The sequence below is a fragment of the Pseudomonas sp. GZD-209 genome (assembly GCF_049310485.1).
In the GTDB taxonomy this organism is placed as follows: Bacteria; Pseudomonadota; Gammaproteobacteria; order Pseudomonadales; family Pseudomonadaceae; genus Aquipseudomonas; species Aquipseudomonas sichuanensis.
Map to the genome: position 1 here is coordinate 19,610 of NZ_JBMOWQ010000038.1, position 26,878 is coordinate 46,487.

Here is a 26,878-nt window from a genome sequence, read left to right on the forward strand (position 1 = left end):
TTAGTTCACCCAGACGCGCGCGTTACGGAACATGCGCATCAGGGCCGCGTCTTCCTGCCACTCGTCCGGGCGCCAGGAGTTCTGCACGGCACGGAACATACGCTCCGGGTGCGGCATCATAATGGTCACGCGACCGTCACGGCTGGTGAGGCCGGTGATCCCGCGCGGCGAGCCGTTCGGGTTGGCCGGGTAGGCTTCGGTGACCTTGCCGTGGTTGTCGACGTAGCGCAGGGCCACGCAACCGGACAGGTCGGCTTCCAGCAGTGCCTCTTCGCTGGCGAACTCGGCATGGCCTTCACCGTGGGCGATGGCGATCGGCATGCGCGAACCGGCCATGCCCTGCAGGAAGATCGAATTGGACTTCTGCACTTCGACCATGGCCACGCGCGCCTCGAACTGCTCCGAGCGGTTGCGCACGAAGTGCGGCCAGTACTCGGTGCCCGGGATCAACTCGTGCAGGTTGGACATCATCTGGCAGCCGTTGCACACGCCCAGGGCGAAGCTGTCGGTACGCTCGAAGAACGCCTGGAAGGCATCGCGGGCACGGGCGTTGAACAGCGCCGACTTGGCCCAGCCTTCACCGGCACCGAGCACGTCGCCGTAGGAGAAGCCACCGCAGGCCACCAGGCCTTTGAAGGCTTCGAAATCGACACGGCCGGCGAGGATGTCGCTCATGTGCACGTCGATCGCGGCAAAGCCTGCGCGGTCGAAGGCGGCTGCCATCTCGACCTGGCCGTTGACGCCCTGCTCGCGCAGGATTGCCACTTGCGGGCGCACACCTTTCTTGATGTACGGCGCGGCGATGTCGTCGTTGACGTCGTAGCCAAGCTTGACCGACAGGCCAGGGTTATCTTCTTCGAGCAGCAGGTCGAATTCCTGGTCGGCGCAGTCGGCGTTGTCGCGCAGGCGCTGGACCTGGTAGCTGGTCTCGGCCCACTGGCGCTGCAGCAGGCGACGATCGCCCTTGAACAGTTCTTCACCTTCGAAGTTGATCAGGACTTCGCCGTTGTTGATCGGCTGGCCGATCACCGCGACGCAGTCTTCACCCAGCCCGGCGGCGCTGAACTGTGCCAGCACTTCACCGGTGGCGTCCTGACGCACCTGGATCACCGCACCCAACTCCTCGTTGAAGAGGATGGCAGCAACCTTTTCACGCTTGCTGGTCAGGGTGTTCAGTTCCAGCTCGAGGCCGCAGTGGCCAGCGAAAGCCATTTCCAGCACGGTGGTCATCAGGCCGCCGTCGGAACGGTCGTGGTAGGCCAGCAGGTGACCATCGGCGTTCAGGCCCTGGATCACGGCGAAGAACGCCTTGAGGTCTTCGGCGTCGTCGACGTCAGGGGCGGCACTGGCCAGCTTGCCGTGGGTCTGCGCCAGGATCGAGGCACCCATGCGGTTCTGGCCACGACCCAGGTCGATCAGGATCAGGTCGGTTTCGCCCTTGTCCATGCGCAATTGCGGGGTCAGGGTCTTGCGGATGTCGGTGACCGGGGCGAAGCCGGTGATGATCAGCGACATCGGCGAGGTCACGCTCTTCTCGGCGCCCTCTTCGCTCCACTTGGTCTTCATCGACATCGAGTCTTTGCCGACCGGGATGGTGATGCCCAGTTCAGGGCACAGTTCCATGCCCACGGCCTTGACGGTGTCGTACAGACGGGCGTCTTCACCCGGGTGACCCGCGGCGGACATCCAGTTGGCCGACAGTTTGACGTCGGACAGTTTTTCGATGCGCGAGGCGGCCAGGTTGGTGATGGTCTCGCCGATGGCCATGCGGCCGGACGCCGGGGCATCCAGCAGTGCCAGCGGAGTACGCTCGCCCATGGCCATGGCTTCGCCGGTGTAGACGTCGAAGCTGGTGGCGGTGACGGCGCAGTCGGCCACCGGGACCTGCCACGGGCCGACCATCTGGTCGCGGGCGACCAGGCCGGTGATGGTGCGGTCGCCGATGGTGATCAGGAAGCTCTTGCTGGCCACGGCCGGGTGACGCAGAACGCGCTCGACGGAGTCGGCCAGTTCCAGCGTGCTCGGGTCGAACTCATCGCCCAGCTCGGCTTCGCGGGTCACCGAACGGTGCATGCGCGGCGGCTTGCCCAGCAGCACGTCGAGCGGCATGTCCACCGGGGTGTTGTCGAAGTGGCTGTCGGTGACGGTCAGGTGTGGTTCTTCGGTGGCTTCGCCAACGACCGCGAACGGGCAGCGCTCGCGCTCGCAGATGGCCTGGAAGCGCTCGAAGTCTTCGGCGCTGACCGCCAGCACGTAGCGCTCCTGGGATTCGTTGCTCCAGATCTCGTGCGGGGCCATGCCCGGCTCGTCGTTGGGCACGTTGCGCAGCTCGAAGCGCCCGCCGCGGCCGCCGTCGTTGACCAGCTCTGGGAAGGCGTTGGAGATACCGCCGGCACCCACGTCGTGGATGAAGGCGATCGGGTTCTTGTCACCCAGCTGCCAGCAACGGTCGATGACCTCCTGGCAACGGCGCTCCATTTCCGGGTTTTCGCGCTGTACCGAGGCGAAATCCAGGTCGGCAGAGCTGGCGCCGGTGGCCACCGACGAAGCGGCGCCGCCGCCCAGGCCGATCAGCATGGCCGGGCCGCCGAGCACGATCAGCTTGGCGCCGACGGTGATCTCGCCCTTCTGTACGTGGTCTTCACGAATGTTGCCCATGCCGCCGGCGAGCATGATCGGCTTGTGGTAGCCGCGCACTTCTTCGCCGTGGGGGGTGTTGATGCTCTGCTCGAAGGTACGGAAGTAGCCGGTCAGTGCCGGGCGGCCGAATTCGTTGTTGAACGCAGCGCCGCCCAGCGGGCCTTCGATCATGATGTCCAGCGCGTCGACGATGCGCTCCGGCTTGCCATAGGCTTTCTCCCATGGCTGTTCGAAGCCCGGGATACGCAGGTTGGACACGGTGAAGCCGGTCAGGCCAGCCTTGGGCTTGGCGCCGCGGCCGGTGGCGCCTTCGTCGCGGATTTCGCCGCCGGAGCCGGTGGAGGCGCCGGAGAACGGGGCGATGGCGGTCGGGTGGTTGTGGGTCTCGACCTTCATCAGGATGTGCACCGGCTCCTGCACCGCGCCGTATTGGCGGGTTTCAGGGTTCGGGAAGAAGCGGCCGGCCACCGAACCGACGATCACCGAGGCGTTGTCCTTGTAAGCGGACAACACGCCTTCGCTGTGCATCTGGTAGGTGTTCTTGATCATGCCGAACAGGCTTTTTTCCTGCTCTTCGCCGTCGATGTCCCAGCTGGCGTTGAAGATCTTGTGGCGGCAGTGCTCGGAGTTGGCCTGGGCGAACATCATCAGCTCGATGTCGTTCGGGTTGCGCTTCAAGCCCTGGAAGGCATTGACCAGGTAGTCGATCTCGTCTTCGGCCAGGGCCAGGCCCAGGTCGATGTTGGCTTGCGCCAGCGCGTCGCGGCCACCGGCCAGGATGTCGACCGAGGTCATCGGCTTGGGCTGGGCGTGGCTGAACAGGTCGGCTGCCTGCTTCAGCTTGGCCAGCACGCGCTGGGTCATGCGGTCGTGCAGCTCGGCGGCGATCAGCTGGGCGTCGGCGTCGGACAGTTCACCGGCGACGTAGTAGGCGATGCCGCGCTCCAGGCGCTGGATCGACTGCAGGCCGCAGTTGTGGGCGATGTCGCTGGCCTTGGAGGCCCAAGGCGAGATGGTGCCCAGGCGCGGGACCACCAGGAACAGGCGGCCGGTCGGCTCCTGCACCGGCACGCTCGGGCCGTACTTGAGCAGACGGCCCAGCACCTGCTGCTGGTCGGCGGTCAGCTCGCCGTCGACGTCGGCGAAGTGGGCGAATTCGGCATACAAACCAGTAACAGCGGGGACTTTCTGGCTCAGTTGCTCGAGTAATTTACCGTGGCGAAAGGCAGAAAGGGCAGGAGCGCCGCGCAGGATCAACATCGTCGGGACAGCCTCAGGAAGGGGTGTGCTTAGAGGCCGTGCATTCTAGCCTAATTTGCAGGCTTTCGGCACCCGCTCTAAGCCAATGCTGCCGGGCGGTGGAACCGGACCTGCAGGTCAAAAAAAACACCTGTCCAAACGTGGGAGCGGGCTTGCTCCGCGATAGCGCCAGAGGCCCGAAAAGCGCCGCCAGTAACCGTCAATCGCGGGGCAAGCCCGCTCCCACGCCTGCCTTGATGCCGCCAGTGGCGCAAAATTCGCTACCAGACAACCCGCATATTGTCGAGATATGGCGCCAGCAGTCCTTTGCGTATACTGCACGCTATGTTCGCCCACACTGCTTTGCGCCAGCGTTGCGCCAAATGGCTCTTCGCAACCGGACTCTTCCTGATGCTCGGTGCCTGCGTTGAAAAACCCAGCACCCTCGAACGCGTCAAGGAGGACGGCGTATTGCGCGTGATTACCCGCAACAGCCCGGCCACCTACTTCCAGGACCGCAACGGCGAAACCGGTTTCGAGTACGAGCTGGTCAAGCGTTTTGCCGACGACCTTGGGGTGAAGCTGCAGATCGAGACCGCCGACAACCTCGACCAACTGTTCGACCAACTGGGCAAGCCGTCCGGCCCGGTGCTGGCCGCCGCCGGCCTGGTCAGCAGCGAGCGGCGCACCACCCAGGCGAAGTTCTCCCACCCCTACCTTGAAGTCACGCCCCAGGTCATCTACCGCAATGGCCGTTCGCGCCCCACCAATGCCAAAGGCCTGGTGGGCAAGAAGATCATGGTGCTCAAGGGCAGCAGCCACGCCGACCAGCTGGCGGAACTGAAAAAGCAGAACCCAGGGCTGGAATACGAAGAGTCCGACGCCGTCGAAGTGGTCGACCTGCTGCGCATGGTCGACGAAGGCCAGATCGACCTGACCCTGGTCGACTCCAATGAGCTGGCGATGAACCAGGTCTACTTCCCCAACGTGCGCGTGGCCTTCGACCTGGGCGACAGCCGCGATCAGCGCTGGGCGGTGGCCGCCGGTGACGACAACAGCCTGCTCAACGAGATCAACGAGTTCCTCGACAAGGCGCAGAAGAACGGCACCCTGCAGCGCCTGAAAGACCGTTACTACGGCCATGTCGACGTACTCGGCTACGTGGGCGCCTACACCTTCGCCCAGCACCTGCAGCAGCGCCTGCCCAAGTACGAGAAGCACTTCAAGAGCTACGCCAAGGTCGAGCAAGTGGACTGGCGCCTGCTGGCGGCCATCGGCTACCAGGAATCCATGTGGCAACCGGAGGTCACCTCCAAGACGGGCGTGCGCGGCCTGATGATGCTCACCCAGCGCACCGCCCAGGCCATGGGGGTGTCCAACCGCCTCGACCCCAAGCAGAGCATCCAGGGCGGTGCCAAGTACTTCATGAAGATCAAGGAAGAGCTCGACGACAGCATCAAGGAGCCCGACCGCACCTGGTTCGCCCTGGCCGCCTACAACGTCGGCAGCGGCCACCTGGATGACGCCCGCACCCTGGCCAAGCGTGAAAAGCTTGACCCGAACAAGTGGCTGGACGTGAAGAAGATGCTGCCGCGCCTGTCGCAGAAGCAGTGGTACAGCAAGACCAAGTACGGCTATGCCCGCGGCGGTGAGCCAGTGCACTTCGTGGCCAACATCCGCCGTTACTACGACATCCTCACCTGGGTGACCCAGCCGCAGCTCGAGGGCCAGGTGGCCGAAGGCAACCTGCATGTGCCGGGGGTCAACAAGGACAAGCCGGCGGAGCAGTCGCCGGCGATGTAATTTCGGCTTGCCATGGCGCCTGTGGGAGCGGGTTTACCCGCGAAAGGGCCGGCACAGGCGACACAAGACTGCCAGAGCTACGCCTTCGCCCGCCTGGCCTTGAAGAACTCGCTCAAGATTGCCCCACACTCCTCCGCCAACACCCCGCCCTCGACCATCACCCGATGGTTGAGAAAGCCCTGCCCGAAGAACTGCCCCTGGCTCTGCACGATGCCGGCCTTGGGCTCCAGCGCCCCGTAAACCACCCGCGCCACCCGCGAATGGACGATCAGCCCGGCACACATGCTGCAGGGCTCCAGGGTCACGTACAGGGTGCTGCCCGGCAGCCGGTAGTTGCTGGCAGACTTCGCCGCAGCACGGATGGCAACCATTTCGGCATGGGCGCTGGGGTCGCTGTCGATGATCGGCCGGTTGAAGCCCTGGCCGATCACCTGGCCGTGCTGCACCAGCACCGCCCCCACCGGCACTTCACCCAGGCTCGCGCCTTCGGCGGCCAGTTGCAGCGCCAGGCGCATGAATTCCTGATCGCGACTGCGATCAATGATCTGTGGGCGCATCAGACCACCGCGATCGCGGCCATCAGGCCGGTTTCCATGTGGTCGATGACATGGCAATGGAACATCCAGGTCCCCGGGTTATCGGCCACCAATGCCACCTGGGCCCGCTCGTTCTTGCCCAGCAGGTAGGTGTCGGTGAACCACGGCTCGACGATCTTGCGGCGATTGGACGCGATCACCTTGAAACTCATGCCATGCAGGTGGATCGGGTGCTGGTACTGGGTCATGTTCTTCAGCTCGAAGATATAGCTCTTGCCCTTCTGCAGCGTGGCGATCGGTCGGTCGGCGCAGGTCTTGTCGGTGATGTCCCAGGCCTGGCCGTTGATCTGCCACAGGCTCGGCGGCTTGCCGTTGTCGGTGTTCACCGAGACCTTGCCGACCCATTCGAAGTTGAAGTTGAGCTTCTCGGCATTCTTCAGGTCCGGCTCGGCAATCGGGTTGGCCGGCAGCGCCTTGGGCCAGTCGCCCGGCGCCTGGTTGCTGGCCACCGAGCGCAGGGTACCCAGGCGCACGAAGCCGTCACGCAGGGAAACCTCCTCGCCCGCCTCGGGGATACGGATGGCCAGGCAGATACGCATGCCCGGCCCGAGCCAGTAATCGTCGTCCAGAGGGCGCGGCGTGACCGGGTTGCCATCGAGGGCGTAGATCATCGCCTCGCAGTTGCCCTTGAGGTTGAGGCGGTAGGTCCAGGTGTTGTCCAGGTTCAGCAGGCGCACCCGCACCACCTGCCCGGCCGGCAGCTCGGTGACCGAGTCGGGCTGGCCATTGATGGTGATCAGCCGACCCGCGGTGCCGTTGCGGGCAGCCTCGCGCGGCACGCTGAACGGCATCCAGGCGCCCTGCTCGTCGACATGCCAGTTTTTCAGGCTGAGGGTGCGCTCATGCGCAAAGCCGGTCGGCTCGCGCTCCTCGACGATCAGCGGGCCGACCAGCCCACGGCCGAGTTCCTCGGAGCTGCTGACGTGCGGGTGGTACCAGTAACTGCCCGCATCCGGCACCTTGAACTTGTAGTCGAAGTATTCGCCCGGCTTGACCGGCAACTGCGACACATAAGGCACGCCGTCCATTTCCAGCGGCAGGCGGATGCCGTGCCAATGAATGGTGGTTTCCACCGGCAAGTGGTTGATGAAGCGCACCCGCAACCAGGTGCCCTGACGCACCCGCAGCTCGGTACCCGGCGCCGACGGGCCGAAGGCCCAGGCCTCGGTCTTGAAACCCGGCACCAGCTCGACATCCAGGGGGGCGGCGATCAGCTCGTAGTCGTGCCCGGCGTTGTCATCCTCGACCTTGCCCAGCCAGTAGCGCGCTGCGCCCCCGGCGCCCAGGCCTACCACCACCAGGCCGGTCAGGCCCTTGAGCATTTGTCGACGGGTAAAGGACATCGGTGCGGGTACCTCGTTTCTGCACAATCAGCACACCGGCAATGGCCGGCGATGAAGGGCGAATACGATACACCTGCATTTGCGAAATATTAAGTGAAGTCTTGTCGCAGCCTTGTACAACGCCACCCCGGGGCTTTCTTGCCCAAACAGGGACGTACTGCTTAAGTGATGTCATTGGCCTGTGCAGGGACTCGGGGGAGCGAAGCACCATGGAGCGAAGAAACCATCTGCTTGAGGTTGCGCTGCTGTTTGCCGTTGCGCTGCTGCTGGTGCCGAAGATCATCCTGGTCAGCTACTTCTCCAACCGCTGGATCGACACCGATCTTGCCAGTATTGCCCTGTACCTGCTGCAAGACCTGCTGCTGGCGGCCCTGGTCTATCTGGTCGCTGTCACCACGCTGCACAGGCACAGGTACAACTTTTTCCTGGTCAGCATCCTGTGCGGCGCATTGCTGCTGTTCCTGCTGATAGACATGCGTGTGAGGGAGCTCTGGCTCAAACCGCTGGACTGGTCGCTGATCCAGTACAGCCTCGAGAATGCCAGCAACCTGACGTCAGGGGCGCCGGTGTTCCTCAACCAGCTGGCAGGCTTTGGCCTGACCTTCCGCTTCATCGTGTTCGTGCTGTGCCTGGCTTACCTGGCCGCTTGGGGGCTGGTGGGCCTGGCCACCTACCAGGCGTTCAAGCGCCCGCCTGCCGCGCCGGCAAGGGCACGCACGCTGGGCTTGGTCGTGTTGCTGTGCGGCCTGCTGCTGGGGGCGATCTTCGCCAAGGACGCCCGCTATGACCTGAACGACAACATCGTCACCCGCTCGCTGGTCTCAGCCCTGCAGAACGCCACCCAGGTGAATGCGAGCCTGCACCCCAACCTGCTGCCCTTCGAACAACCCGCTTACCCGGTGTCCGCCATCACCACCTTGCCCAAACTCGACACCGCGCCCGCAGCAGACTTCAAGAACCTGGTGTACATCGTCATGGAGTCGGTACGCTGGAACAGCATTTTCGGCGCCGAGGTCAGCACCGCCCAGCGCTACCCCACCTTCGACAGGCTTTCGCGCGAAGGCATGCTGTTCAAGTCGTATGTGACGGTGCCCCATTCATCCAAGGGCTACTACTCGATCTTCACCGGTCAGCACGCCTACCCCGGCGTTGAAATCAAAGAAGCGATGCCCCTGCACCAGCCCGGCGTGATCCATGAACTGCAGCAGAAGAAGAACATGCAGGCCGTCGCCTTCAGCTCACTCTTCCTGCAGTTCGAAAACATGGACGGTTTCCTCAAATCCATCGGTGTTGCCAACGCCTATGCCGTCGCCGACATCGCGCCCGCCAACACACTGGCGCAGAACAACAGCAGTTTTGGCGACAGTGACGAGCTGCTGTACACATCCAGCATTCCCCACCTTCAGGCCGTCAGCAAAACCGGCAAAGGGTTTATCGCCTTGTACTTCCCAAGCGCCGCGCATTACCCCTACGACTGCACGGGCACGTCCGCCTCGCAGTCAGCGTTGGAAAAGTACGAAACCTGCATCGAGACCACCGACACCCTGATCGGGCAAATGCTCGAGGGGTACGACAAGGCGGGCCTGCTCGACTCCACCCTGTTCGTGCTGGTGGGCGACCATGGCGAGTCGTTCGGCGAACACGGGCTGTTCATTCACAACTCGTCCATGCACGAAGAAGAAGTGACCGTGCCGCTGATTTTCTGGGCCAAGGGCAAGACCCTGGCCAAGCCGATCTCGACCACCAGCCAGCAGACCGACATCGCCCCCACCATTGCCGACTTCTTCGCGGTGGCCGACGCGCCGTTCAACGTGCAAGGCATCAGCTTGCTCAGGGACCACGGCAAGCGGGTGTTTTACATGTCGACGTTCTTCGACCAGCTGTCCTCCGCACTGGTGGAGCACCCGTACAAGTACATCTACGAATACAGCCCGGATACCCTTGTGCGCTACCACCTCGAGGACGACCCGCAGGAAAAGAACCCTCAACCGGTCGAAGGCGACGCGTTCACGACCCTGAAGAACCGCCTGCTGTCCTATGACGCGTACCAGAAGGCATTGTTCGACAAAGCGCCCGAACGACACGAGTGAGCAGCCCGGATACGACAAGGGCGCCTTGCGGCGCCCTTGTGGCTCAACTTATTCCCACTCGATAGTGGCAGGCGGCTTGCTCGACACGTCGTAGGTGACGCGGGAGATACCGGCGATTTCGTTGATGATGCGGCCGCTGACGGTTTCCAGCAGCTCGTACGGCAGGTGCGCCCAACGTGCGGTCATGAAGTCCACGGTCTCGACGGCGCGCAGCGCCACGACCCAGGCGTAGCGACGGCCATCGCCGACGACACCCACCGACTTGACCGGCTGGAACACCACGAAGGCCTGGCTGGTCTTGTGGTACCAGTCGGCCTTGCGCAGTTCTTCGATGAAGATGTGGTCGGCGCGACGCAGGATGTCGGCGTATTCCTTCTTCACTTCACCGAGGATACGCACGCCCAGGCCCGGGCCTGGGAACGGGTGGCGGTAAACCATGTCGTACGGCAGGCCCAGCTCCAGGCCGATCTTGCGCACTTCGTCCTTGAACAACTCACGCAACGGCTCGACCAGCTTGAGGTTCATCTCCTCCGGCAGGCCACCGACGTTGTGGTGCGACTTGATCACGTGGGCCTTGCCGCTCTTGGCGCCAGCCGACTCGATCACGTCGGGGTAGATGGTGCCCTGGGCGAGGAACTGGATGTTGTCCAGCTTGCTGGCTTCGGCATCGAAGATGTCGATGAAGGTGCGGCCAATGATCTTGCGCTTCTTCTCCGGGTCGGCTTCGCCTTCCAGGTTGCCCAGGAACTGAGCTTCGGCGTCGGCGCGGATCACCTTGACGCCCATGTTCTCCTTGAACATGGCCATCACCTGGTCGCCTTCGTGCAAGCGCAGCAGGCCGTTGTCGACGAATACGCAGGTCAGCTGGTCGCCGATGGCGCGGTGCAGCAGCGCGGCAACCACGGAAGAGTCGACGCCGCCGGACAAGCCCAGCAGGACGTTGGCCGAACCGACTTGCTCACGCACCTGGGCGATGGCGTCTTCGACGATGTTCGACGGGGTCCACAGGGCTTCGCAGCCACAGATGTCCTGGACAAAGCGCGACAGGATGCGGCCGCCCTGCTTGGTGTGGGTCACTTCCGGGTGGAACTGCACGCCGTAGTAGCCACGGGCGTCGTCGAACATGCCGGCGATCGGGCAGCTTGGGGTGCTGGCCAGCACGTTGAAGTTGCCTGGCATCTGGGTGACCTTGTCACCGTGGCTCATCCACACGTCCAGACCCAGTACGCCGTCGGCGTCGACATGGTCTTCGATGCCGTCGAGCAGGCGGCTCTTGCCGACCACGTCAACGCGGGCATAGCCGAACTCGCGCAGCTCGGAACCTTCGACCTTGCCGCCCATCTGTTCGGCCATGGTCTGCATGCCGTAGCAGATGCCCAGCAGCGGAACGTTCAGGTCAAACACGGCCTGTGGCGCGCGCGGGCTGTTGGCTTCGTGGACCGACTCTGGGCCGCCAGCGAGGATGATGCCGCGCGGGTTGAATTCGCGGATCGCTTCATCGTCCATGTCGAACGGGTGCAGCTCGCAGTACACGCCGATTTCGCGCACGCGGCGGGCGATCAGCTGGGTGTACTGGGAACCGAAATCGAGGATCAGGATGCGGTGAGCGTGAATGTCGAGGGCCATGACTTAATCTCGTCAGTGGAAATCGGAAACGACGCGGGGCTGTTTGTGACAGCCCCGTTCGGTAATTGCTGGAAGCCTTAGCCTACGCGGTAGTTAGGGGCTTCTTTGGTGATCTGCACGTCATGCACGTGGGACTCGGCCATGCCGGCACCGGTGATGCGCACGAACTCCGGCTTGGTACGCATCTCTTCGATGGTCGCGCTGCCGGTGTAGCCCATGGACGAACGCAGGCCGCCCATCAGCTGGTGGATGATCGCCGACAGGGCGCCTTTGTATGGCACGCGGCCTTCGATCCCCTCAGGAACAAGCTTCTCGGCACCAGCCGAGGAGTCCTGGAAGTAACGGTCGGAGGAGCCTTGCGCCTGCGCCATGGCACCCAGCGAGCCCATGCCGCGGTATGCCTTGTACGAACGGCCCTGGAACAGCTCGACTTCACCTGGAGCTTCTTCGGTACCGGCGAACATCGAACCCATCATCACGCAGGAAGCACCGGCAACGATGGCCTTGGACAGGTCACCGGAGAAGCGGATACCGCCGTCGGCGATCAGCGGTACACCCGTGCCTTCCAGCGCAGCGGCGACGTTGGCGATGGCGCTGATCTGCGGCACGCCGACACCGGCAACGATACGGGTGGTGCAGATCGAGCCCGGGCCGATACCGACCTTGACGGCGTCGGCGCCGGCTTCGGCCAGGGCCTTGGCAGCAGCGCCGGTGGCGATGTTGCCGCCGATCACCTGCACTTGCGGGTAGGTTTCTTTCACCCAGCGAACACGGTCGATCACGCCTTTGGAGTGACCGTGGGCGGTGTCGACCACCACCACGTCAACGCCGGCAGCAACCAGGGCGGCAACGCGCTCGCCGGTGTCCTTGCCGGTGCCGACCGCAGCACCCACGCGCAGGCGACCCTGGTCGTCCTTGCTCGCCAGTGGGTAGGCCTTGGCTTTTTCGATGTCCTTGACGGTCATCATGCCCTTGAGGGCGAACTTGTCGTCGACGATCAGGACTTTTTCCAGGCGGTGCTTGTGCAGCAGCTCGCGGACTTCGTTCTTGTCGGCGCCTTCGCGCACGGTGACCAGGCGCTCTTTAGGCGTCATCACGTCGCGGACCTTGGCGTCCAGACGGGTTTCGAAGCGCACGTCACGGGAGGTGACGATGCCCACCAGGTCGCCGTTGGCCAGCACCGGAACGCCCGAGATGTTGTTCAGGCGGGTCAGGTCGAACAGGTCACGCACGGTGGCGTCGGCGTCGATGGTGATCGGGTCCTTGACCACGCCAGCCTCGAACTTCTTGACCTTGCGCACTTCGCCGGCCTGCTGCTCGATGGTCATGTTCTTGTGGATGATGCCGATGCCGCCTTCCTGGGCCATGGCAATGGCCAGACGCGCTTCGGTCACGGTATCCATGGCGGCGGAGACCAGGGGAATGTTCAGCTCGATGCCACGAGTCAAACGGGTCTTGAGACTGACTTCATTGGGCAGTACCTCGGAATAACCAGGTACAAGGAGGATATCGTCGAAAGTCAGGGCTTCTTGGCTGATACGCAGCATCGCGGGGGCTCCCGGGCGGGAAAAATGGAAGCGCGCCATTATACTCATGCACGGCGCGCCGCTCAATGCAAAATAAGGGCCTTCGGTCAGCCTTGTGGCAGTTTTACCTGTACCACCGCCACCGGCTGATCGAGCCAGTCGGCAAAGCTGTCGAGGAAGGCCTGGGTAAACCCGGCCTCGCCCCAGTTGTTGAAGATGAACCCCAGGTTGGAAAAGGCACATGGCTGCAGGTAAAGGAAGCCATTGATGTCGTCTTCAAAGCCGCACAACGGGCAGGTGAAGTTGTCGCTCACCCCCGGTGTCCACTCCTCCAGGCTCTCGAACAGCGGCTCGCCGACCTCGCGCCGGCACTCCGGGCAGCCGGCTTCTTCGAGAAAACCGTCGGTGGGGGTGTAGATGCAGCGCTTGAGCACCACTTCAAGGCCGTTGACCTGCTCGCCGAAGGGCAGTTTCTCCGGGTGCAGGGCCACCTTGCGCGCCCCCTCGGCCAGGGCATGGCCCATGCGGTTGCCGGTACGCCCGCAGGTGGTCAGCTGCTCCTCGACGATCTTCTCGCGCACCAACCAGCGCAGGATGGCCCTTGAGCGGGCTTCGTGGGACGGCACGGTGGACAGTTTAGGAACGATGATGCTTTGGGTGTTCATGAACGAAACGCGCCTGCGGACTGCGGTAATGGCGCAATTCTACCGCTCACGCGCTCAGGTAGCGACCGATCAACGCCAGGCCGCTGGCCAGCACCAGCCAGGTGACCAGGCGCACGAAGGCTTCGCGGGACAACTTCAGGGTCAACCGCCTGCCAACCCACAGCCCGAGGAACATCACCGGCAGCAGGCAGGCGGCCAGCAACAGCAGGCTGGTATCGGCATACACACCGGCGATCAGGAACAGCGACAGGCGTACCACCGTGCTGCAACTGATCAATGCGCTCTGGGTCGCCCGCACCTGCTCCTTGGCCTGCAGCCGTGCGCTGAGGTAGATCGCGTATAAAAAACCACCACTGCCGAACATGGCGCCGAACAACCCACCCACCGTGCCCATGGGCACCGCCCAGGCGCCCGACAGCCTCGCCGGCCGCACCTTCACCGCCAGGCCATAGACCGCGTAAGCGGTGACGAACAGCCCCATCAGCAACAGCAGCACATCCGACTTCAGGCGCAGCAGGAACACCACCCCCAGCGTGCAGCCCACGGCCATGAACGGCAGCAGCCTCAGCAGTTCGCCGCGCACCACGTCGCGCCGCGACGCCAGCAAGTTGCCGAAGGCGGCGACGAAGTCCAGCAGCACCAGCAACGGAACGATCCGCGACAATGGCATGAAGTGGATCAGCACGGGGCCGGCGACCAGCGCAGTGCCGAAGCCGGCGATGCCGAAGACGATATAGGCCACCCCCACACCGAGCAGGATGGGGAGCCAGTCGAGCATGGAAAACGACAGTTGAGCGAGCATCGCGGCAGTTCCTCGGGAGACACCAGAAGGTTAGCCAGCGACAAGCCATGCCGACTAATATGCCTTTACGCCACGAGCTATCTGAAAAAGGCATGTCATGACCTCGATCCGCCAACTGCGCTATTTCGTCGAAATCGCCGAGGCCGGCAGTTTCAGTGCCGCCGCCGAGCGGCTGTACATCGCCCAGTCGGCCCTCAGCCGTCAAATCAAGGAACTGGAGCTGCACCTGGGCTCCGCGCTGTTCGAACGTACCGCCCGCCAGCCACGGCTGACCGCCGCTGGGCTGGCCTTCCTCGACCGCGCCCGACACCTGCTGGCCGACCTGGACAAGGCCGAACGCCTGGCCCGCGAGGTGGGCCAGGGCCTGCGCGGCAACCTGCGGCTGAACCACTCCAGTACCGTGCCGCTGACCGGGCAGCTGCTGCAGCGCCTCGGCAGCTACCTCGAGGACAACCCCGGCGTCTCCCTGGAGATCGCCCAGCAATCGTCGGAGGCGCAACTGGAAGACATCGCCGAAGGCCGCCTGGAGATCGGCCTGCTGCGCCTGCCGGTGCTGCGTCAGCACGAGGGCGTGGAGCTGCATGCGCTGTTCGACGAGCCCCTGCTGCTGGCGGTGGCGGCAAGCCACCCACTGGCCACGGCCGGCAGTGTTCGGCTGGGGCAACTGCGCGAGGAACGCTTCATTTCCATCCCCCATCGTCAGCGCGGCGGGTTGAGCTATCTGTCGGCGTCGTTGTGCATGAACGAGGGATTCTTCCCCCAGGCGGCGCAGGTGGTGTCGCGCAAGACCACGCAGCTGCAGCTGATCCAGGCCGGGTTCGGGGTGGCGTTGCTGCCCCTGAGCATGCGCGAGATTGCCCCGCCCTCGGTCACCTTCGTGCCGCTGGCCGAGGCCTGCCAGAGCACCGTGGCCCTGGCCTGCCGACGCGACGCGGGAGCGCTGTCGAGAAAGCTGCTGGACAGCCTGCGCTCGCCACAGGGCGATCAGGGCATGTAGCGCTCCACCAGCGCAAAGGCGATCGCCGCGGTCTCGGCATCCAGCACACCGTCAAAGTTGCCCGGCCGGAAATGCAGCTGGAACGCCCTGAGCAAGGCACGCACCTGGGCCGGGTCGGGGCTGGTCGGGAAGCTGTACCCGTAGGTACGCAACTTGCCTAGGACGACCTCGAGCTGCGGCAGGCAACCCGCGAACCGCTGCTGGTAGTGCGCCTTGCGCGCCTCGTCGTACCAGGCACCGATACCGGCCTGGTACAGGGCCTGCCAGGGGAAAGCGGCGCCAGGGTCGCTCTTGCGGCCAATGGCGATGTCGCTATGGCCGACCACCTGGGTCGGCGTGATGTCCGGATAGCGCTGCAGGATCGCCTGGCCCAGTTGGATCAAGGCTTCCACCTGCTGGGGGTGATAGGGCGGCAACACGAACTGGCCGTTGCTCACCGACGCCTGGTTGACGATCTCGATGCCGATCGACGTATCGTTCAGGTTGCTGCGTCCGGCCCAGCCGCTGACACCCGCGTGCCAGGCGCGCTCGTTCTCGTCGACGAGGTTGAAGGTGCGCATCGCGTCAAAACCTGCACTCGCGAAGCTCGGATCGGCCGGGTCGGGCACCAGGTAATGGGCGCTGACCTGGGTGCCGTTGACCAGCGCATTGATCGAGCCGTTGAAATTGGCGGCTGTGTAATGCAGCACCAGGAATCGCACCCGTCGGTTGAAGGCCTTGGAGCGGTAGGTGTGGGCGTCTATCGGATACATCGCGGATCTCCTCATGGAATCAGGCGCCCAGACTGCATCGCCGGGTATCGGGGCCGGCAGCCGGAAATGCTCCCAAGGTTGGGCGTGCCAGCAGCCGGCACAGTGCATCCGCGCGACGGCTCCTTTATGATGCCCGGCATGATCAGAGACCCTTTCGAAAGACTCGGCCTGGACCGCGAGGTCCTCACCGTCAGCCAGCTCAACGGCCGCGCCCGCGTGCTGCTCGAGGACGTGTTCCGCAGCGTCTGGGTGGAAGGCGAGATTTCCAACCTCGCCCGCCCCGCCTCCGGCCACCTGTACTTCACCCTCAAGGACAGCGGCGCGCAGATTCGCTGCGCGCTGTTCCGCCAGAACGCCCTGCGCGTTCGCCAGGCGCTGCGCGACGGCCTGGCGGTCAAGGTGCGCGGCAAGGTTTCGCTGTTCGAAGGCCGTGGCGACTACCAGCTGATCCTCGACACCGTCGAACCGGCCGGTGACGGCGCCCTGCGCCTGGCCTTCGAGGCCCTGAAGGAAAAACTCGGCGCCGAAGGCCTGTTCAGCACCGAGCGCAAAAAAGCCTTGCCGGCGCATCCGCAACGCATCGGCATCATCACCTCGCCCACGGGCGCGGTGATCCGCGACATCATCAGCGTGTTCGGCCGCCGGGCGCCGCAGGTCGAGCTGAACCTGATCCCCACCGCGGTACAGGGCCGCGAAGCCATCGCGCAGATCGTCCGCGCCCTGCAGCTGGCCGACCGCCAGGGCTTCGACGCACTGATCCTGGCCCGTGGCGGTGGCTCGCTGGAAGACCTCTGGTGCTTCAACGAAGAGGCCGTGGCCCGCGCCGTGGCGGCGTGCGTGACGCCCATCGTCAGTGCCGTAGGCCATGAGACCGACGTGTCGATCAGCGACTTCGTCGCCGACGTGCGCGCCCCCACCCCGTCGGCCGCAGCCGAACTGCTGGCGCCCGACAGCAGCGGCCTGCAACAGCGCCTGGACAGCCTGCAGCGGCGCCTGTTGCTGCGCATCCAGAACCGCCTGGCCCACGACCGCCTGCGCCTCGATGGGCTGGCCCGGCGCCTGCGCCACCCGGGCGAGCGCCTGCGCCAGCAGGCCCAGCGCCTGGATGACCTGGACATGCGCATGCGCCGCGCCTTCATGCTCAGCCTGCAACGCCGCCACGAGCGTCTGGGCCGTCTCGACACCCGCCTGGCCGCGCAACACCCCGGCCGTTCGCTGAAGCTGCTCAAGCAACGCCTGGACAGCCTTGGCGAACGCCTGCCACGGGCCATGCGCGAAGTGCTCAAGGACCGCCGCCAGCGCTTCCAGGCGCAACTGCAGACCCTGCAGGTGGTGAGCCCGCTGGCGACCCTGGCCCGCGGCTACAGCATCCTGCTCGACGAACGCGGCCAGGCCATTCGCAGCGCCGCCCAGACCCACAATGGCCAGCGCCTCACCGCACGCCTCAATGAAGGCGAACTCAAAGTGCGGGTCGAAGACAACCACCAGACTCCGGTCACCCTTTCGCTACTGGACTGACACATGCCCCGCCTGCTCGCCCCCCTGCTCGCCCTGTTCCTGCTGCTGCCGGTCACCGCTGCCCAGGCCAGCTACATCACCCGCACCCTCGACAAGCCGGTGCCCGGCGGCGTCGCGGTGGTCGACCTTGGCCCTTCGGCCAGCGCCCCGAGCGCGCGTTTCGATGGCAAGCCGGTACTGGTGGTCAAGGAGCAGGACACCTGGCTGGCCATCGTCGGCATCCCGCTGACGCAAAAGCCCGGCAACGCCGTGCTTACCCAGGGCGGCCGCAGCCTGCCCTTCACCGTCGGCAGCAAGAAGTACCCTGAGCAGCACATCACCCTGAAGAACAAGCGCCAGGTCAACCCCGAGCCCGACGACCTCAAGCGCATCGAGCGCGAACTGGCCGAGCAAGTGAAGGCCTACCGCAGCTTCAGCCCCACGCTGCCGAGCAACCTGATCCTCGACAAACCGGTCAATGGCCCGCTGTCGAGCAAGTTCGGCGTGCGTCGCTTCTTCAATGGCGAAGAGCGCAACCCCCACGCCGGGCTGGACTTCGCCGTGCCCGCCGGCACGCCGATCAAGACCCCGGCCAATGGCAAGGTGATCCTGGTGGGCGATTACTTCTTCAATGGCCGCACGGTGTTCGTCGACCATGGCCAGGGTTTCATCAGCATGTTCTGCCACATGTCGAAGATCGACGTTAAGCCAGGCCAGGTGCTGCGCCGTGGCGAAGTGGTCGGCCGGGTGGGCTCGACCGGGCGCGCCACCGGGCCGCACATGCACTGGAACGTCAGCCTCAATGATGCGCGGGTGGATCCGGCGATTTTCATTGGTGCGTTCCAGCCCTGAAATCGCCCCCCCCATTCGCGGGTAAACCCGCTCCCCCCAATACAATGACAACTAGGGGGGGGGGTTTGCCCGCGAAGAAGACAGCACTGCCACCCGAAATGCCCATGTCTTGCGCCATCCAAAAATACTGCGCAACTACACAAAGAAAACAAACAATAAACAGCCATAAAATCTCGCCAATCCTGTTTTTTTAAGCATTCCTCTCAATTTTTTCTGAAGCCTTGCCATCCCCCACCCCACTGGTTAGGGTTGAGCACATGAAAACCTTCAGCACCCTCATCCTTCTCCGACAACATCGCAGCCTCTGCCTGGTCAGTGCACGACTACCAGGGTGAATCGCGTCGCCTCGCCTTTTCATCTCGTTATCGTTTGGCAGGCCCGATTTCGGCCGCACATAAAAGGATTGCTTCCATGACCATGCTCAAAGACCCTTCGAAGAAATACCGCGCCTTCCCGACCATCGACCTGCCCGACCGCACCTGGCCGTCGAAAACCATCACCCAGGCGCCGATCTGGTGCAGCTCCGACCTGCGTGATGGCAACCAGTCGCTGATCGAGCCGATGGATTCGGAGAAGAAGCTGCGTTTCTGGAAGACCCTGGTGCAGGTCGGCGTGAAGGAAATCGAAGCCTCGTTCCCGTCCGCGTCGCAAACCGACTTCGACTTCGTGCGCAGCCTGATCGAAGACGGCCACATCCCGGACGACACCACCATCCAGGTGCTCACTCAAGCCCGTGAAGACCTGATCGCCCGCACCTTCGAATCCCTGCGCGGCGCCAAGAAGGCCATCGTCCACCTGTACAACGCCACTTGCCCGTCGTTCCGCCGCATCGTCTTCAACCAGGACAAGCAGGGCGTCAAGGACATCGCGGTCAACGCCGCCAAGCTGTTCGTCAAGTACGCCGCCCAGCAGCCGGAAACCCACTGGACCTTCCAGTACTCGCCAGAGACCTTCAGCGCCACCGAGCTGGAATTTGCCAAAGAGGTGTGCGACGCGGTGATCGAGGTGTGGAACCCAACCCCTGAGCACAAGGTCATCCTCAACCTGCCGGCCACCGTCGAGGTCGCCACGCCGAACATCTACGCCGACCAGATCGAATGGTTCTGCCGCAATGTCAGCCGCCGCGACAGCGTGATCATCAGCCTGCACTGCCACAACGACCGTGGCACCGGCATCGCCGCCACCGAGTTGGGCCTGATGGCCGGCGCCGACCGTGCCGAAGGCTGCCTGTTCGGCAACGGCGAGCGTACCGGCAACGTCGACCTGGTGACCCTGGCATTGAACCTCTACACCCAGGGCATCGACCCGCAGCTGGACTTCTCCGACATCGACGGCGTGCGCAAGGTCGTCGAGGAGTGCAACCAGTTGCCGGTGCACCCGCGTCACCCGTACGTCGGCGACCTGGTCCACACCGCCTTCTCCGGCTCGCACCAGGATGCCATCCGCAAAGGTTTCACCAAGCAGCAGGAAGGCGAATTGTGGGAAGTGCCGTACCTGCCGATCGACCCGGCCGACATCGGCCGCAGCTACGAGGCGGTGATCCGCGTCAACAGCCAGTCGGGCAAGGGCGGCATCACCTACCTGCTCGAGCAGGAATACGGCATCAGCCTGCCGCGCCGCATGCAGATCGAGTTCAGCCAGGTGGTGCAGGGCGAGACCGACCGCCTGGGCCTGGAAATGACCGCCAAGCAGATTTACACCCTGCTGCAAAAGGAATACCTGCAAGCCAATGCGCCGTACGCGTTGGTCAGCCACCGCCTGCAGGAAGAGAACGGCAACAGCGCCGTGGAAGTGGAAGTTGCCGGTGAAGGCGAAACCACCCTGCACTGGCGCGGCAAGGGCAATGGCGCCCTGGAAGCCTTGGTGGCCGGCCTGCCGGTAGCCGTGGAAATCATGGACTACAACGAGCACGCCATCGGCGCCGGCACCAACGCCAAAGCCGCGGCCTACATCGAGCTGCGCGTTGCAGGCGGTCGCCCGGTGCACGGCGTGGGCATCGACGAGAACATCACCACCGCCAGCTTCAAGGCGCTGTTCAGCGCGCTGAACCGCTCCCTGAGCCAACAGGAAGCCAAGGCGGCGTAAATCCGCCCTGCTCGCCTGCAAACCCGCATCCTCGGATGCGGGTTTTTTTATACCCGGAATATCCAGCAAGGTGTGTCAGACGACGCCATCATTTCGCCTGCAATCATGGTTATACTGCCGAACTTCCACCGCTTTGATCACGGATGACGGCCAGTGGACTCATCCGTTTACGTATCGACATAGACACTCGGACACGGATGCTTCGCCCCATGACCCCTGGCACCCTCGCAGCGCTCGCCGAAGACAACAGCCTCGACTACCTGCGCCGGCTGACTCGCGAACAGCGCAACTGCGCGCAATTGCACCACCAGCACCTGCACCTGCAGGCCCGCATCCTCTGTGGGCTCTATGACATCGCAGACACGGCCTTCGAGGCTGCGCAGATTCGCCAGATCCTCGAACAGCGCCAAGCCCGCGAAGACGATGCTTTCACCCGCCTCGAGCAGGCCAACGCCAGCCTGGACAGCCAACTGGCCCTGTTCCGTCAAGCCCAGGAGCGGCTCGCCGCCAGCCGCAGTCGCGAACTCGCCGAACAGCGCCAGCACCCTGCGCTGCGCCAGAGCCAGCAGCAACTGCAACAGGCCCGCCAGCAGCGCGAGCAGATCGCCGCCGACCACCAGCCACTGGTGGATGAATGCACCGGCAAACTGGCGGCCTACAACCAGCACCGGATCTACTCCTACCTGCGCTTGTGCCAATACGGCACGGAACACTACCGACGCAATGTGCTGTCACGGCGCATGGACGACTGGCTCGCCCGGCAGTGCAACTTCGTCGGCAACCAGCAGAACGAACAGCTGTTGCGCGCCATGCTGGAACAGGACGCCACCCGCCTGGCCGCCTGCGATCAGCAGATTGCCGAGCTCGAACGGCAACTGATCGCACTGCAGCGCAGCAGCCTGCCTGCCGCTGACCAGGACCCGCTCAGCCAAGAGACCGAAGCCCTGGCACGCCAGGTGATCGTCGCCCGGCAGCAGCTCAAGCGGGTCCGCCAGGACATCGACCTGCTCGAACAGTGCGCCGACAGCGACAGCCAGGATGCCCTGCGTTGGCTCAGGTTCGAACTCAAGACCGACAGCCTCAACCAGGCACTCGCCCAATGGGCCGCCATTGGCGCTCAGCAGGCCACCCGCTTCCAGCAGGAGCTCGACGAGCTACGCCGGCGCCTGGACAGCGCCAGCCAGCGCGTCGGCCAGGCCAGGGACCTGTACGAACAGGCATGCACCTTCGAATCCGCCCTGGGCAAGCGCCTGCGTGGCGACGCCGGCTGCGCCAGCGACTGCAACTGCAGCTGCCACACCCTGCCCAGCCTGGACGCCTGCCCCTGCCAGCTGCGCTACCCCTTGGCCGACCAGTACCGCGACGACACCAACTACCGGCAACTGATCGTCGAGTACATGAACAGAGCCCAGACGCTCAATACCGTGCTCGGCACCATCACTGCCCTGCGCCTGCTCCCCGGCAGCCCGTACGCCACCTTTTCCGACCGCCCCCTCATGCAAGGACAACCATGAGCCAATATCTGGAACGCGCCCTCGACGGCCTGCGCAAACTCGGCATCACTTTCGGCCAACCGGCACAGCAAGCGCCGGTGATGGTCCTGCTGGACAAGATCGCCCATTACGACAACCAGCGGGTCACCGGTATCGCTGCCGTGCTGCAACAGGCCACGGTGTTCAACCAGACCGTGCGCGAGCAGATTGCCGGCATGGACATCTCGCACCGCTACATGGACATCACCGACAGCTTCACTTCGATTCGCGAGGATGCCGCCGCCATGGCCTCGTGGATGGATGATGGCCGGCTGGACACCCTCGAACGCCTCAGCATGGCCTGGATGAACCTGCGCCGTGGCTCGATCCCGAGCCGTTTCGAGGACATTCGCAAGCACTACCTGGATGTGTGCAAGGCCGCCAGCGACCAGATCACCCGCGAGGGCCTGATCCTCGAGTCGTACATGGACTTCCGCCTGGCCATGAAGACCGCCGAAGTGGACGCCCAGCAGGTGCTGGCCATCGCCGGCCAGTCGCTGCAGGAATGCACCAGCGCCCTGGACACCGCCAACGCCACGGTGGCTGCGGCCGCCAACCAGGAGCCGGTCCAACGCGCGGCGCTGGAGCTGCAACGCGACGAAGCGGTACGCGCCCTGCAGAACGAAGACAAGCGCTACCAGATCGTCAAGGACATCGCCGACGACCTGCGCGTCGGCTACAACACCGCCGAGCTGGTCTTTGCCCGCATCAGCCAGGTGCATGTGGTCAAGGAGCGCCAATACCAGCGCATGGTCTCGTTCTTCTCCACCAACGAAGTGGTGCTCACCAGCCTGGCCGTGTCGTTCACCGCCAATCAGGGCATGGCCGAGGCCACCCACACGCTCAACGCCACCACCGACGGCATCAGCAAGGGCCTCGAAGCGCTGGGCGAGATCGGCAACCAGCAGCTCGGCGCCGCGGTCAAGGCCAGCTATGGCTCGACCATTCGCGTCGACTCGGTACGCGCTCTGGCCCAGGCCACCCTGGACTTCCAGAACGACATGCAGGGCCTGACCGAAACCTACCGCGCCGAATCGAGCAAGGCGGCACTGGAAATCTCCACCGCCGTCGAAGACGCCAAGCGCGCCTTCGCCGCCTTGCTGACCAAGGCCGCGCAATGAGCCAAGGCTCGCTCAGCGAACAGATGGGGGCCATGGCCCTCGTCGACGAGCTGCGCCAACAGCAGCGCCAGGTGCAAGAGCACCTGGACCTGCCGCGGCGCCGCGCGGAAGTCGCCGAACGCATTCGTGGCTATTACCAGCGCCAGGGCATCGCCTGCGACGACAAACTGATCGAGCAGGGCGTGCGCGAATTCTTCGTCCGCCGCCTGGTGTTCGAGGCACCCACGCTGGCCTGGCCCCGCCGGCTGCTGGCCGGCGTGTTCCTGCGCCGCAGCCTGCTGGCCTGGGTGCTGGTGTGGATCGCGCTGCTGGGCGGCGCCCTGCTGGTGACGAACCTGCACCAACCCGCCGCGCCCAGCCAACCAGCCACGGTCACCAAGGCTGCCGGCAACGGCCTGGGGATGGCGGCGCCAACCGGGATGCCGGAGGCGGACCGCGCCGCGCACCAGGCTCGCCTGGACCAATACACGGCGCTGATGGCCCGCCTGGAGGCCATGCCATTGCCGGGTGACGTACGGGCCAAACTGCTGCCGTTCGGCCACTCCACTGGCGCGCTGGTGGCCGACCATGGGCCGGACAGGGCCATCCAGGCCCTGCGCGAGCTGCAGGTCTATGCCGACTTCACAGAGGCAAAACTGCAACTGCGCATCCCCGACGGCGCCGGCCAGATGTCTGGTTACGAACGCTGCCGCAAGACCACGGCGTGCAAACCAGGCAGCGAAGACGGCAAGGCATGGTTCCTGGCATTCCAGGCACGCGACCCGCAAGGCAAGGTGCTGACGATGCCACTCGTCAACGGCCGCACCGGCGCGATCGCACTTGCCGACACCCTCGGCATACAGGTCAGCCACGCGCAGTACTTGCAAGCACAGCAAGCCAAGCAGGCCAAGGGGCGCGTCGATAGACCGGTCATCGGCAGCAAGGATGCCTACAGCCTGACCCGGAGTTTCGACAATCGCGCCTTAGTTGGTGGCGCCTACGACAACCCGGCCGACACCAGCCAGCACATCATCTCCGCCAGCTTCTGATGGACCGCCAATGACCGTCTCACTTTCCGAACAGATGGGGGCCATGGCCCTGGTCGACGAACTGCGTCACCGGGACATGGAACTGCAGGACCACCTTGACCTGCCTCGGCGCCGCGCCGAGGTGGCAGAGCGGATCCGCGCCTACTACCAGAACAACGGCATCCACTACGAGGACGCCCAGGTCGAGGAAGGCGTGCGCGCGTTCTTCTCGCGCCGGCTGATGTTCGAGGCCCCAACCTTGAACTTCGCGCAACGCCTGCTGACGCGCCTGGCCATGGCCCACCGCAAGCTGATGATCTGGGCAGCATGCGGCGCTATGGCCTGCGCCCTTGGCCTGGGCATCACCCACCTGGTCGACACGGCCCTGAACACGAGGGCGGGTCAAAGCGCCGACCGCTTGGCCAGGATCAGCGAGCAGCTGAACGACGACATTGCCGTGCAACGACAACGGCTGGAACAGGTGAAGGCGCGCCTGAAACAACAACCGCAACCCGTGGTGGCCGCGCTGGTTGCGAAAATCGACCCCCTGCTGCCCAGTACCAACCTGTCTTTCACCCTCGATCGCCCAGACCCGATCACTCGCGAAAACCGCGCCCAGCTCCAGACCCGCATCCAGATGGAACAGCAGAAGCTGTCGACACCGCGCAAGCAACTGGAAAGCGCCAGAAAAAGACTCAATCGCGTGGATCATGTCTACGCCAGCCTCGATCTCCAACGCCATTTGCTGGATCGTCTGAAGGCAATGCCATTGCCCGCCGCCGAGCGCCTGGAGATGACGACCTGGGCCGAGTCGGCCGGCAAGGACATTGCCAGGCTGCAGTTGAAAAAGGCGGACGCTACGCTTGCAGCGCTGAAGGATTACCTGGACTTCGCCGCCGAGCCCCTGACCATCGAGCTGATCGACCGCCCCGGTATCAAGTCCGGCGTGGAGCGCTGCTATGAAGAGTCCGGGTGCAGTGAGAACAGCCTGCGCGGCAAGAGCTGGTACTTGATCGTCGAGCCGCTGGACAGCACCGGCAAGCCGGCCTTCGCCCCGGTGACCAGCGTGGAGGACGGCACGACTCGATGGGCCAGCCGCTTCGGTGTGCGCGTCAGCTACAAGGAATACCTCAGGGTCCGCCAGGACAAACTCGACGATGGCCATATCAGCCAGCGCTTGATCGGTGAAAAACCGGCCAATAGCCTGACCCTGCGTTTCAACCAGCGCACCAGCCCCGCTCCCGACATGATCCTGGAATGGTGACGCCATGACCCCGACCGCCCTCAGCAATGCGCTCGAAAGCAATACGCGCCAGGCCGAGCAACAGCTGCGCGAAGCCGAACGGGCGCTGTATGCCGAGTCCGAACAGCAAACCCGGCTCGAACACCTGATCAGCTCGAAACTGGCCGATATTGCCAGCCTGCAGCTCAGGATCGACCCTATGCGGGACCTGCAGACCCGGCAGTTGTTCGAACAACGCGAGCGAACCCATGCCGCGCTCACCCAGGAGCTCGAAAACGTCGAAGGGCTCATCGCCCGCAGACTGGAAAATCTGCAGGCAGTGCGTAACAACCTTGATCGCCTGGACACCCAGTCGCAGGACCTGCTCGAACAGGATCCGGCCGTACGCCAGCTGAGCGAACAATTGGACGCTGCCCTCCAGGCCGAACAGCAAGCCCATGCCAGCTACGATGAAATCCGCGACGAGTGCGCCAGCAAGCTGCAAGGCTACAACAGCAACCCGCTGTACCGTTTCCTGAAGGCCAACCACTACGGCACCGAGCAGTACCGCCCCCGCCTGTTCCAGCACGCGTTCGACAACTACCTGGCACGCAAGGTCGGCTTTCGCGTCAATTACGCCAACGAGCAGATCCTGCTGACCATGCAGGCGCGCAACGAGACCCTGCGCCAGGCCCTCGGCGAAGCCCGCGAGCAACTGCAGGCACAGCACCAGCAGCAACTGGACAAGGCCCGCGAGACCTTCGGCATGCCAGCGTTGCGGGTCGAGGAGCAAGGCCTGAGCACGCTGGTGAGCGAGGGCAAGGCCCAGGCCCGCTCACTGCAGGCCCAACTGGCCGACTTCGCCCAGAAGCGCGATCCGTATCTGCAACAGATTCTCCAGGGCATCGCCGACCAGCTCCAGGCTCGGCCATTGGCCGAACTGATCGTCGAAGCGGCGAAGACCCCCAGCCCCCATGACGATGTCCTGGTGAATGACCTGCAACTGCTGCATGCCCGCCTGCGGGACATCCAGCAACGTCTGCACGGCCTGCAGGACCAAGCACTGGGCAAGCGTCGCCTTTACGACCGCGCCAAGGCTCTGGAATACGCACTGCGCAACGATCATTTCAGCGATCCGCGCCACGAGTACCAGTTGAGCCCGCCGATCGAGCAAGTGCTTGCCGACTACATGAGCGGCCTGCTCGACCAGCAAGCGGTGGAAAAACGCCTCGATGAGGGCCGGGAGTATGTTGCCCCAAGGCATCGCGGCAACAACGCGCACAGCACGGGCAGACCGTCCGGCGGTTCAAGCAGCGATGGCTTTCGTACCAGCGGCAGCTCCGGCGGCGGTGGCTTCTCGTCCAGTCGCAGCTCCGGCGGCGGCGGGTTCCGCACCACTGGCAGTTTCTGACAGGCAAAACATCGCGGGGGGGGGCAGGTGCCACTCCCCCCCCCCCACACCAAATGGGGCGGGGTTGTTTCC

At 64.4% G+C, this 26,878-nt stretch carries 19 protein-coding genes; 11 read left to right on the plus strand and 8 right to left on the minus strand.

Going from position 1 to position 26,878, the window contains the following annotated elements; genetic code table 11:
* Positions 1-3,900 carry a phosphoribosylformylglycinamidine synthase gene (purL, locus tag ACO6VM_RS06540; RefSeq protein ID WP_422402938.1) on the minus strand — a complete coding sequence of 1,300 codons (3,900 nt, stop codon included), beginning with the start codon at positions 3,898-3,900 and terminating at the stop codon, positions 1-3.
* A 324-nt stretch (positions 3,901-4,224) separates the two neighbouring features.
* Between purL and mltF the strand changes: the two genes are divergently transcribed.
* A complete protein-coding gene (mltF, locus tag ACO6VM_RS06545; protein WP_422402939.1) occupies positions 4,225-5,682 on the plus strand; it encodes a membrane-bound lytic murein transglycosylase MltF in 1,458 nt (485 codons plus the stop codon).
* Between the two features lie 77 nt (positions 5,683-5,759).
* On the opposite strand, the gene tadA is transcribed toward mltF, so the two are convergent.
* Positions 5,760-6,239, minus strand: coding sequence for a tRNA adenosine(34) deaminase TadA (gene tadA / locus ACO6VM_RS06550; RefSeq protein WP_401056761.1), 480 nt, complete (start codon positions 6,237-6,239; stop codon positions 5,760-5,762).
* A complete protein-coding gene (locus ACO6VM_RS06555) occupies positions 6,239-7,621 on the minus strand; it encodes a multicopper oxidase family protein (RefSeq protein ID WP_422402940.1) in 1,383 nt (460 codons plus the stop codon). The genes tadA and ACO6VM_RS06555 overlap by 1 nt, the downstream gene beginning before the upstream one ends.
* Positions 7,622-7,830: 209 nt before the next feature.
* Here ACO6VM_RS06555 and ACO6VM_RS06560 point away from each other — a divergent pair, with 209 nt between their 5' ends.
* Complete coding sequence (locus tag ACO6VM_RS06560; RefSeq protein ID WP_422402941.1) at positions 7,831-9,711, plus strand: sulfatase-like hydrolase/transferase; 1,881 nt, start codon at positions 7,831-7,833, stop codon at positions 9,709-9,711.
* Between the two features lie 48 nt (positions 9,712-9,759).
* Here the strand turns inward: ACO6VM_RS06560 and guaA are convergent, their stop codons facing one another.
* From guaA to ACO6VM_RS06580, 4 genes are all read right to left on the minus strand, one after another.
* The gene (gene guaA, locus ACO6VM_RS06565) at positions 9,760-11,337 is read right to left on the minus strand and encodes a glutamine-hydrolyzing GMP synthase (RefSeq protein ID WP_401056763.1); all 1,578 of its coding nucleotides are present in this window, start codon (positions 11,335-11,337) and stop codon (positions 9,760-9,762) included.
* A 77-nt stretch (positions 11,338-11,414) separates the two neighbouring features.
* Complete coding sequence (gene guaB, locus ACO6VM_RS06570) at positions 11,415-12,884, minus strand: IMP dehydrogenase (RefSeq protein ID WP_125465273.1); 1,470 nt, start codon at positions 12,882-12,884, stop codon at positions 11,415-11,417.
* Positions 12,885-12,970: 86 nt separating this feature from the next.
* Entirely contained in the window at positions 12,971-13,528 is a 558-nt protein-coding gene (locus ACO6VM_RS06575; RefSeq protein ID WP_125465274.1) for a sugar ABC transporter ATPase, read from the minus strand.
* A 46-nt stretch (positions 13,529-13,574) separates the two neighbouring features.
* Positions 13,575-14,330 (minus strand): sulfite exporter TauE/SafE family protein, encoded by a 756-nt coding sequence (locus ACO6VM_RS06580; protein ID WP_422402942.1) that lies wholly within the window; start codon positions 14,328-14,330, stop codon positions 13,575-13,577.
* A gap of 97 nt (positions 14,331-14,427) precedes the next feature.
* Here ACO6VM_RS06580 and ACO6VM_RS06585 point away from each other — a divergent pair, with 97 nt between their 5' ends.
* The gene (locus ACO6VM_RS06585) at positions 14,428-15,327 is read left to right on the plus strand and encodes a LysR family transcriptional regulator (RefSeq protein ID WP_422402943.1); all 900 of its coding nucleotides are present in this window, start codon (positions 14,428-14,430) and stop codon (positions 15,325-15,327) included.
* On the opposite strand, the gene ACO6VM_RS06590 is transcribed toward ACO6VM_RS06585, so the two are convergent.
* The gene (locus ACO6VM_RS06590; protein WP_422402944.1) at positions 15,315-16,079 is read right to left on the minus strand and encodes an N-acetylmuramoyl-L-alanine amidase; all 765 of its coding nucleotides are present in this window, start codon (positions 16,077-16,079) and stop codon (positions 15,315-15,317) included. The two genes, ACO6VM_RS06585 and ACO6VM_RS06590, sit on opposite strands and share 13 nt — an antisense overlap.
* 138 nt (positions 16,080-16,217) lie before the next feature.
* On the opposite strand from ACO6VM_RS06590, the gene xseA reads away from it, so the two are divergent.
* The 8 genes from xseA to ACO6VM_RS06630 all read left to right on the plus strand — a co-directional run bounded on the left by xseA (position 16,218) and on the right by ACO6VM_RS06630 (position 26,806).
* Positions 16,218-17,597 carry an exodeoxyribonuclease VII large subunit gene (gene xseA / locus ACO6VM_RS06595; protein ID WP_401056767.1) on the plus strand — a complete coding sequence of 460 codons (1,380 nt, stop codon included), beginning with the start codon at positions 16,218-16,220 and terminating at the stop codon, positions 17,595-17,597.
* A gap of 3 nt (positions 17,598-17,600) precedes the next feature.
* Positions 17,601-18,428, plus strand: coding sequence for a peptidoglycan DD-metalloendopeptidase family protein (locus tag ACO6VM_RS06600; RefSeq protein ID WP_422402945.1), 828 nt, complete (start codon positions 17,601-17,603; stop codon positions 18,426-18,428).
* A gap of 411 nt (positions 18,429-18,839) precedes the next feature.
* Complete coding sequence (gene leuA, locus ACO6VM_RS06605; RefSeq protein WP_422402946.1) at positions 18,840-20,513, plus strand: 2-isopropylmalate synthase; 1,674 nt, start codon at positions 18,840-18,842, stop codon at positions 20,511-20,513.
* A gap of 209 nt (positions 20,514-20,722) precedes the next feature.
* Positions 20,723-22,027 carry a hypothetical protein gene (locus ACO6VM_RS06610; protein WP_401056770.1) on the plus strand — a complete coding sequence of 435 codons (1,305 nt, stop codon included), beginning with the start codon at positions 20,723-20,725 and terminating at the stop codon, positions 22,025-22,027.
* Positions 22,024-23,166 (plus strand): merozoite surface protein 3b, encoded by a 1,143-nt coding sequence (locus ACO6VM_RS06615; RefSeq protein ID WP_401056771.1) that lies wholly within the window; start codon positions 22,024-22,026, stop codon positions 23,164-23,166. The genes ACO6VM_RS06610 and ACO6VM_RS06615 overlap by 4 nt, the downstream gene beginning before the upstream one ends.
* The gene (locus ACO6VM_RS06620) at positions 23,163-24,194 is read left to right on the plus strand and encodes a DUF6384 family protein (protein ID WP_422402947.1); all 1,032 of its coding nucleotides are present in this window, start codon (positions 23,163-23,165) and stop codon (positions 24,192-24,194) included. The genes ACO6VM_RS06615 and ACO6VM_RS06620 overlap by 4 nt, the downstream gene beginning before the upstream one ends.
* Before the next feature lie 10 nt (positions 24,195-24,204).
* Positions 24,205-25,437: a DUF6384 family protein gene (locus ACO6VM_RS06625; protein WP_422402948.1), complete on the plus strand. Its 1,233-nt coding sequence runs from the start codon at positions 24,205-24,207 to the stop codon at positions 25,435-25,437.
* Positions 25,438-25,441: 4 nt separating this feature from the next.
* Positions 25,442-26,806, plus strand: a complete 1,365-nt coding sequence (locus ACO6VM_RS06630) for a hypothetical protein (protein ID WP_422402949.1) — start codon at positions 25,442-25,444, stop codon at positions 26,804-26,806.
* Positions 26,807-26,878 lie beyond the last annotated feature (72 nt).

What these genes read in the sequence shown, in the direction of transcription:
- ACO6VM_RS06580 (WP_422402942.1), bottom strand. Translation starts at nt 14,330, where the DNA reads ATGCTCGCTCAACTGTCGTTTTCCATGCTCGACTGGCTCCCCATCCTG.
- xseA (WP_401056767.1), top strand. Translation starts at nt 16,218, where the DNA reads ATGATCAGAGACCCTTTCGAAAGACTCGGCCTGGACCGCGAGGTCCTC.
- purL (WP_422402938.1), bottom strand. Translation starts at nt 3,900, where the DNA reads ATGTTGATCCTGCGCGGCGCTCCTGCCCTTTCTGCCTTTCGCCACGGT.
- ACO6VM_RS06600 (WP_422402945.1), top strand. Translation starts at nt 17,601, where the DNA reads ATGCCCCGCCTGCTCGCCCCCCTGCTCGCCCTGTTCCTGCTGCTGCCG.
- ACO6VM_RS06575 (WP_125465274.1), bottom strand. Translation starts at nt 13,528, where the DNA reads ATGAACACCCAAAGCATCATCGTTCCTAAACTGTCCACCGTGCCGTCC.
- ACO6VM_RS06610 (WP_401056770.1), top strand. Translation starts at nt 20,723, where the DNA reads ATGACCCCTGGCACCCTCGCAGCGCTCGCCGAAGACAACAGCCTCGAC.
- ACO6VM_RS06585 (WP_422402943.1), top strand. Translation starts at nt 14,428, where the DNA reads ATGACCTCGATCCGCCAACTGCGCTATTTCGTCGAAATCGCCGAGGCC.
- ACO6VM_RS06590 (WP_422402944.1), bottom strand. Translation starts at nt 16,079, where the DNA reads ATGTATCCGATAGACGCCCACACCTACCGCTCCAAGGCCTTCAACCGA.
- leuA (WP_422402946.1), top strand. Translation starts at nt 18,840, where the DNA reads ATGACCATGCTCAAAGACCCTTCGAAGAAATACCGCGCCTTCCCGACC.
- ACO6VM_RS06555 (WP_422402940.1), bottom strand. Translation starts at nt 7,621, where the DNA reads ATGTCCTTTACCCGTCGACAAATGCTCAAGGGCCTGACCGGCCTGGTG.
- ACO6VM_RS06630 (WP_422402949.1), top strand. Translation starts at nt 25,442, where the DNA reads ATGACCCCGACCGCCCTCAGCAATGCGCTCGAAAGCAATACGCGCCAG.
- mltF (WP_422402939.1), top strand. Translation starts at nt 4,225, where the DNA reads ATGTTCGCCCACACTGCTTTGCGCCAGCGTTGCGCCAAATGGCTCTTC.
- guaB (WP_125465273.1), bottom strand. Translation starts at nt 12,884, where the DNA reads ATGCTGCGTATCAGCCAAGAAGCCCTGACTTTCGACGATATCCTCCTT.
- ACO6VM_RS06625 (WP_422402948.1), top strand. Translation starts at nt 24,205, where the DNA reads ATGACCGTCTCACTTTCCGAACAGATGGGGGCCATGGCCCTGGTCGAC.
- tadA (WP_401056761.1), bottom strand. Translation starts at nt 6,239, where the DNA reads ATGCGCCCACAGATCATTGATCGCAGTCGCGATCAGGAATTCATGCGC.
- ACO6VM_RS06560 (WP_422402941.1), top strand. Translation starts at nt 7,831, where the DNA reads ATGGAGCGAAGAAACCATCTGCTTGAGGTTGCGCTGCTGTTTGCCGTT.
- ACO6VM_RS06620 (WP_422402947.1), top strand. Translation starts at nt 23,163, where the DNA reads ATGAGCCAAGGCTCGCTCAGCGAACAGATGGGGGCCATGGCCCTCGTC.
- guaA (WP_401056763.1), bottom strand. Translation starts at nt 11,337, where the DNA reads ATGGCCCTCGACATTCACGCTCACCGCATCCTGATCCTCGATTTCGGT.
- ACO6VM_RS06615 (WP_401056771.1), top strand. Translation starts at nt 22,024, where the DNA reads ATGAGCCAATATCTGGAACGCGCCCTCGACGGCCTGCGCAAACTCGGC.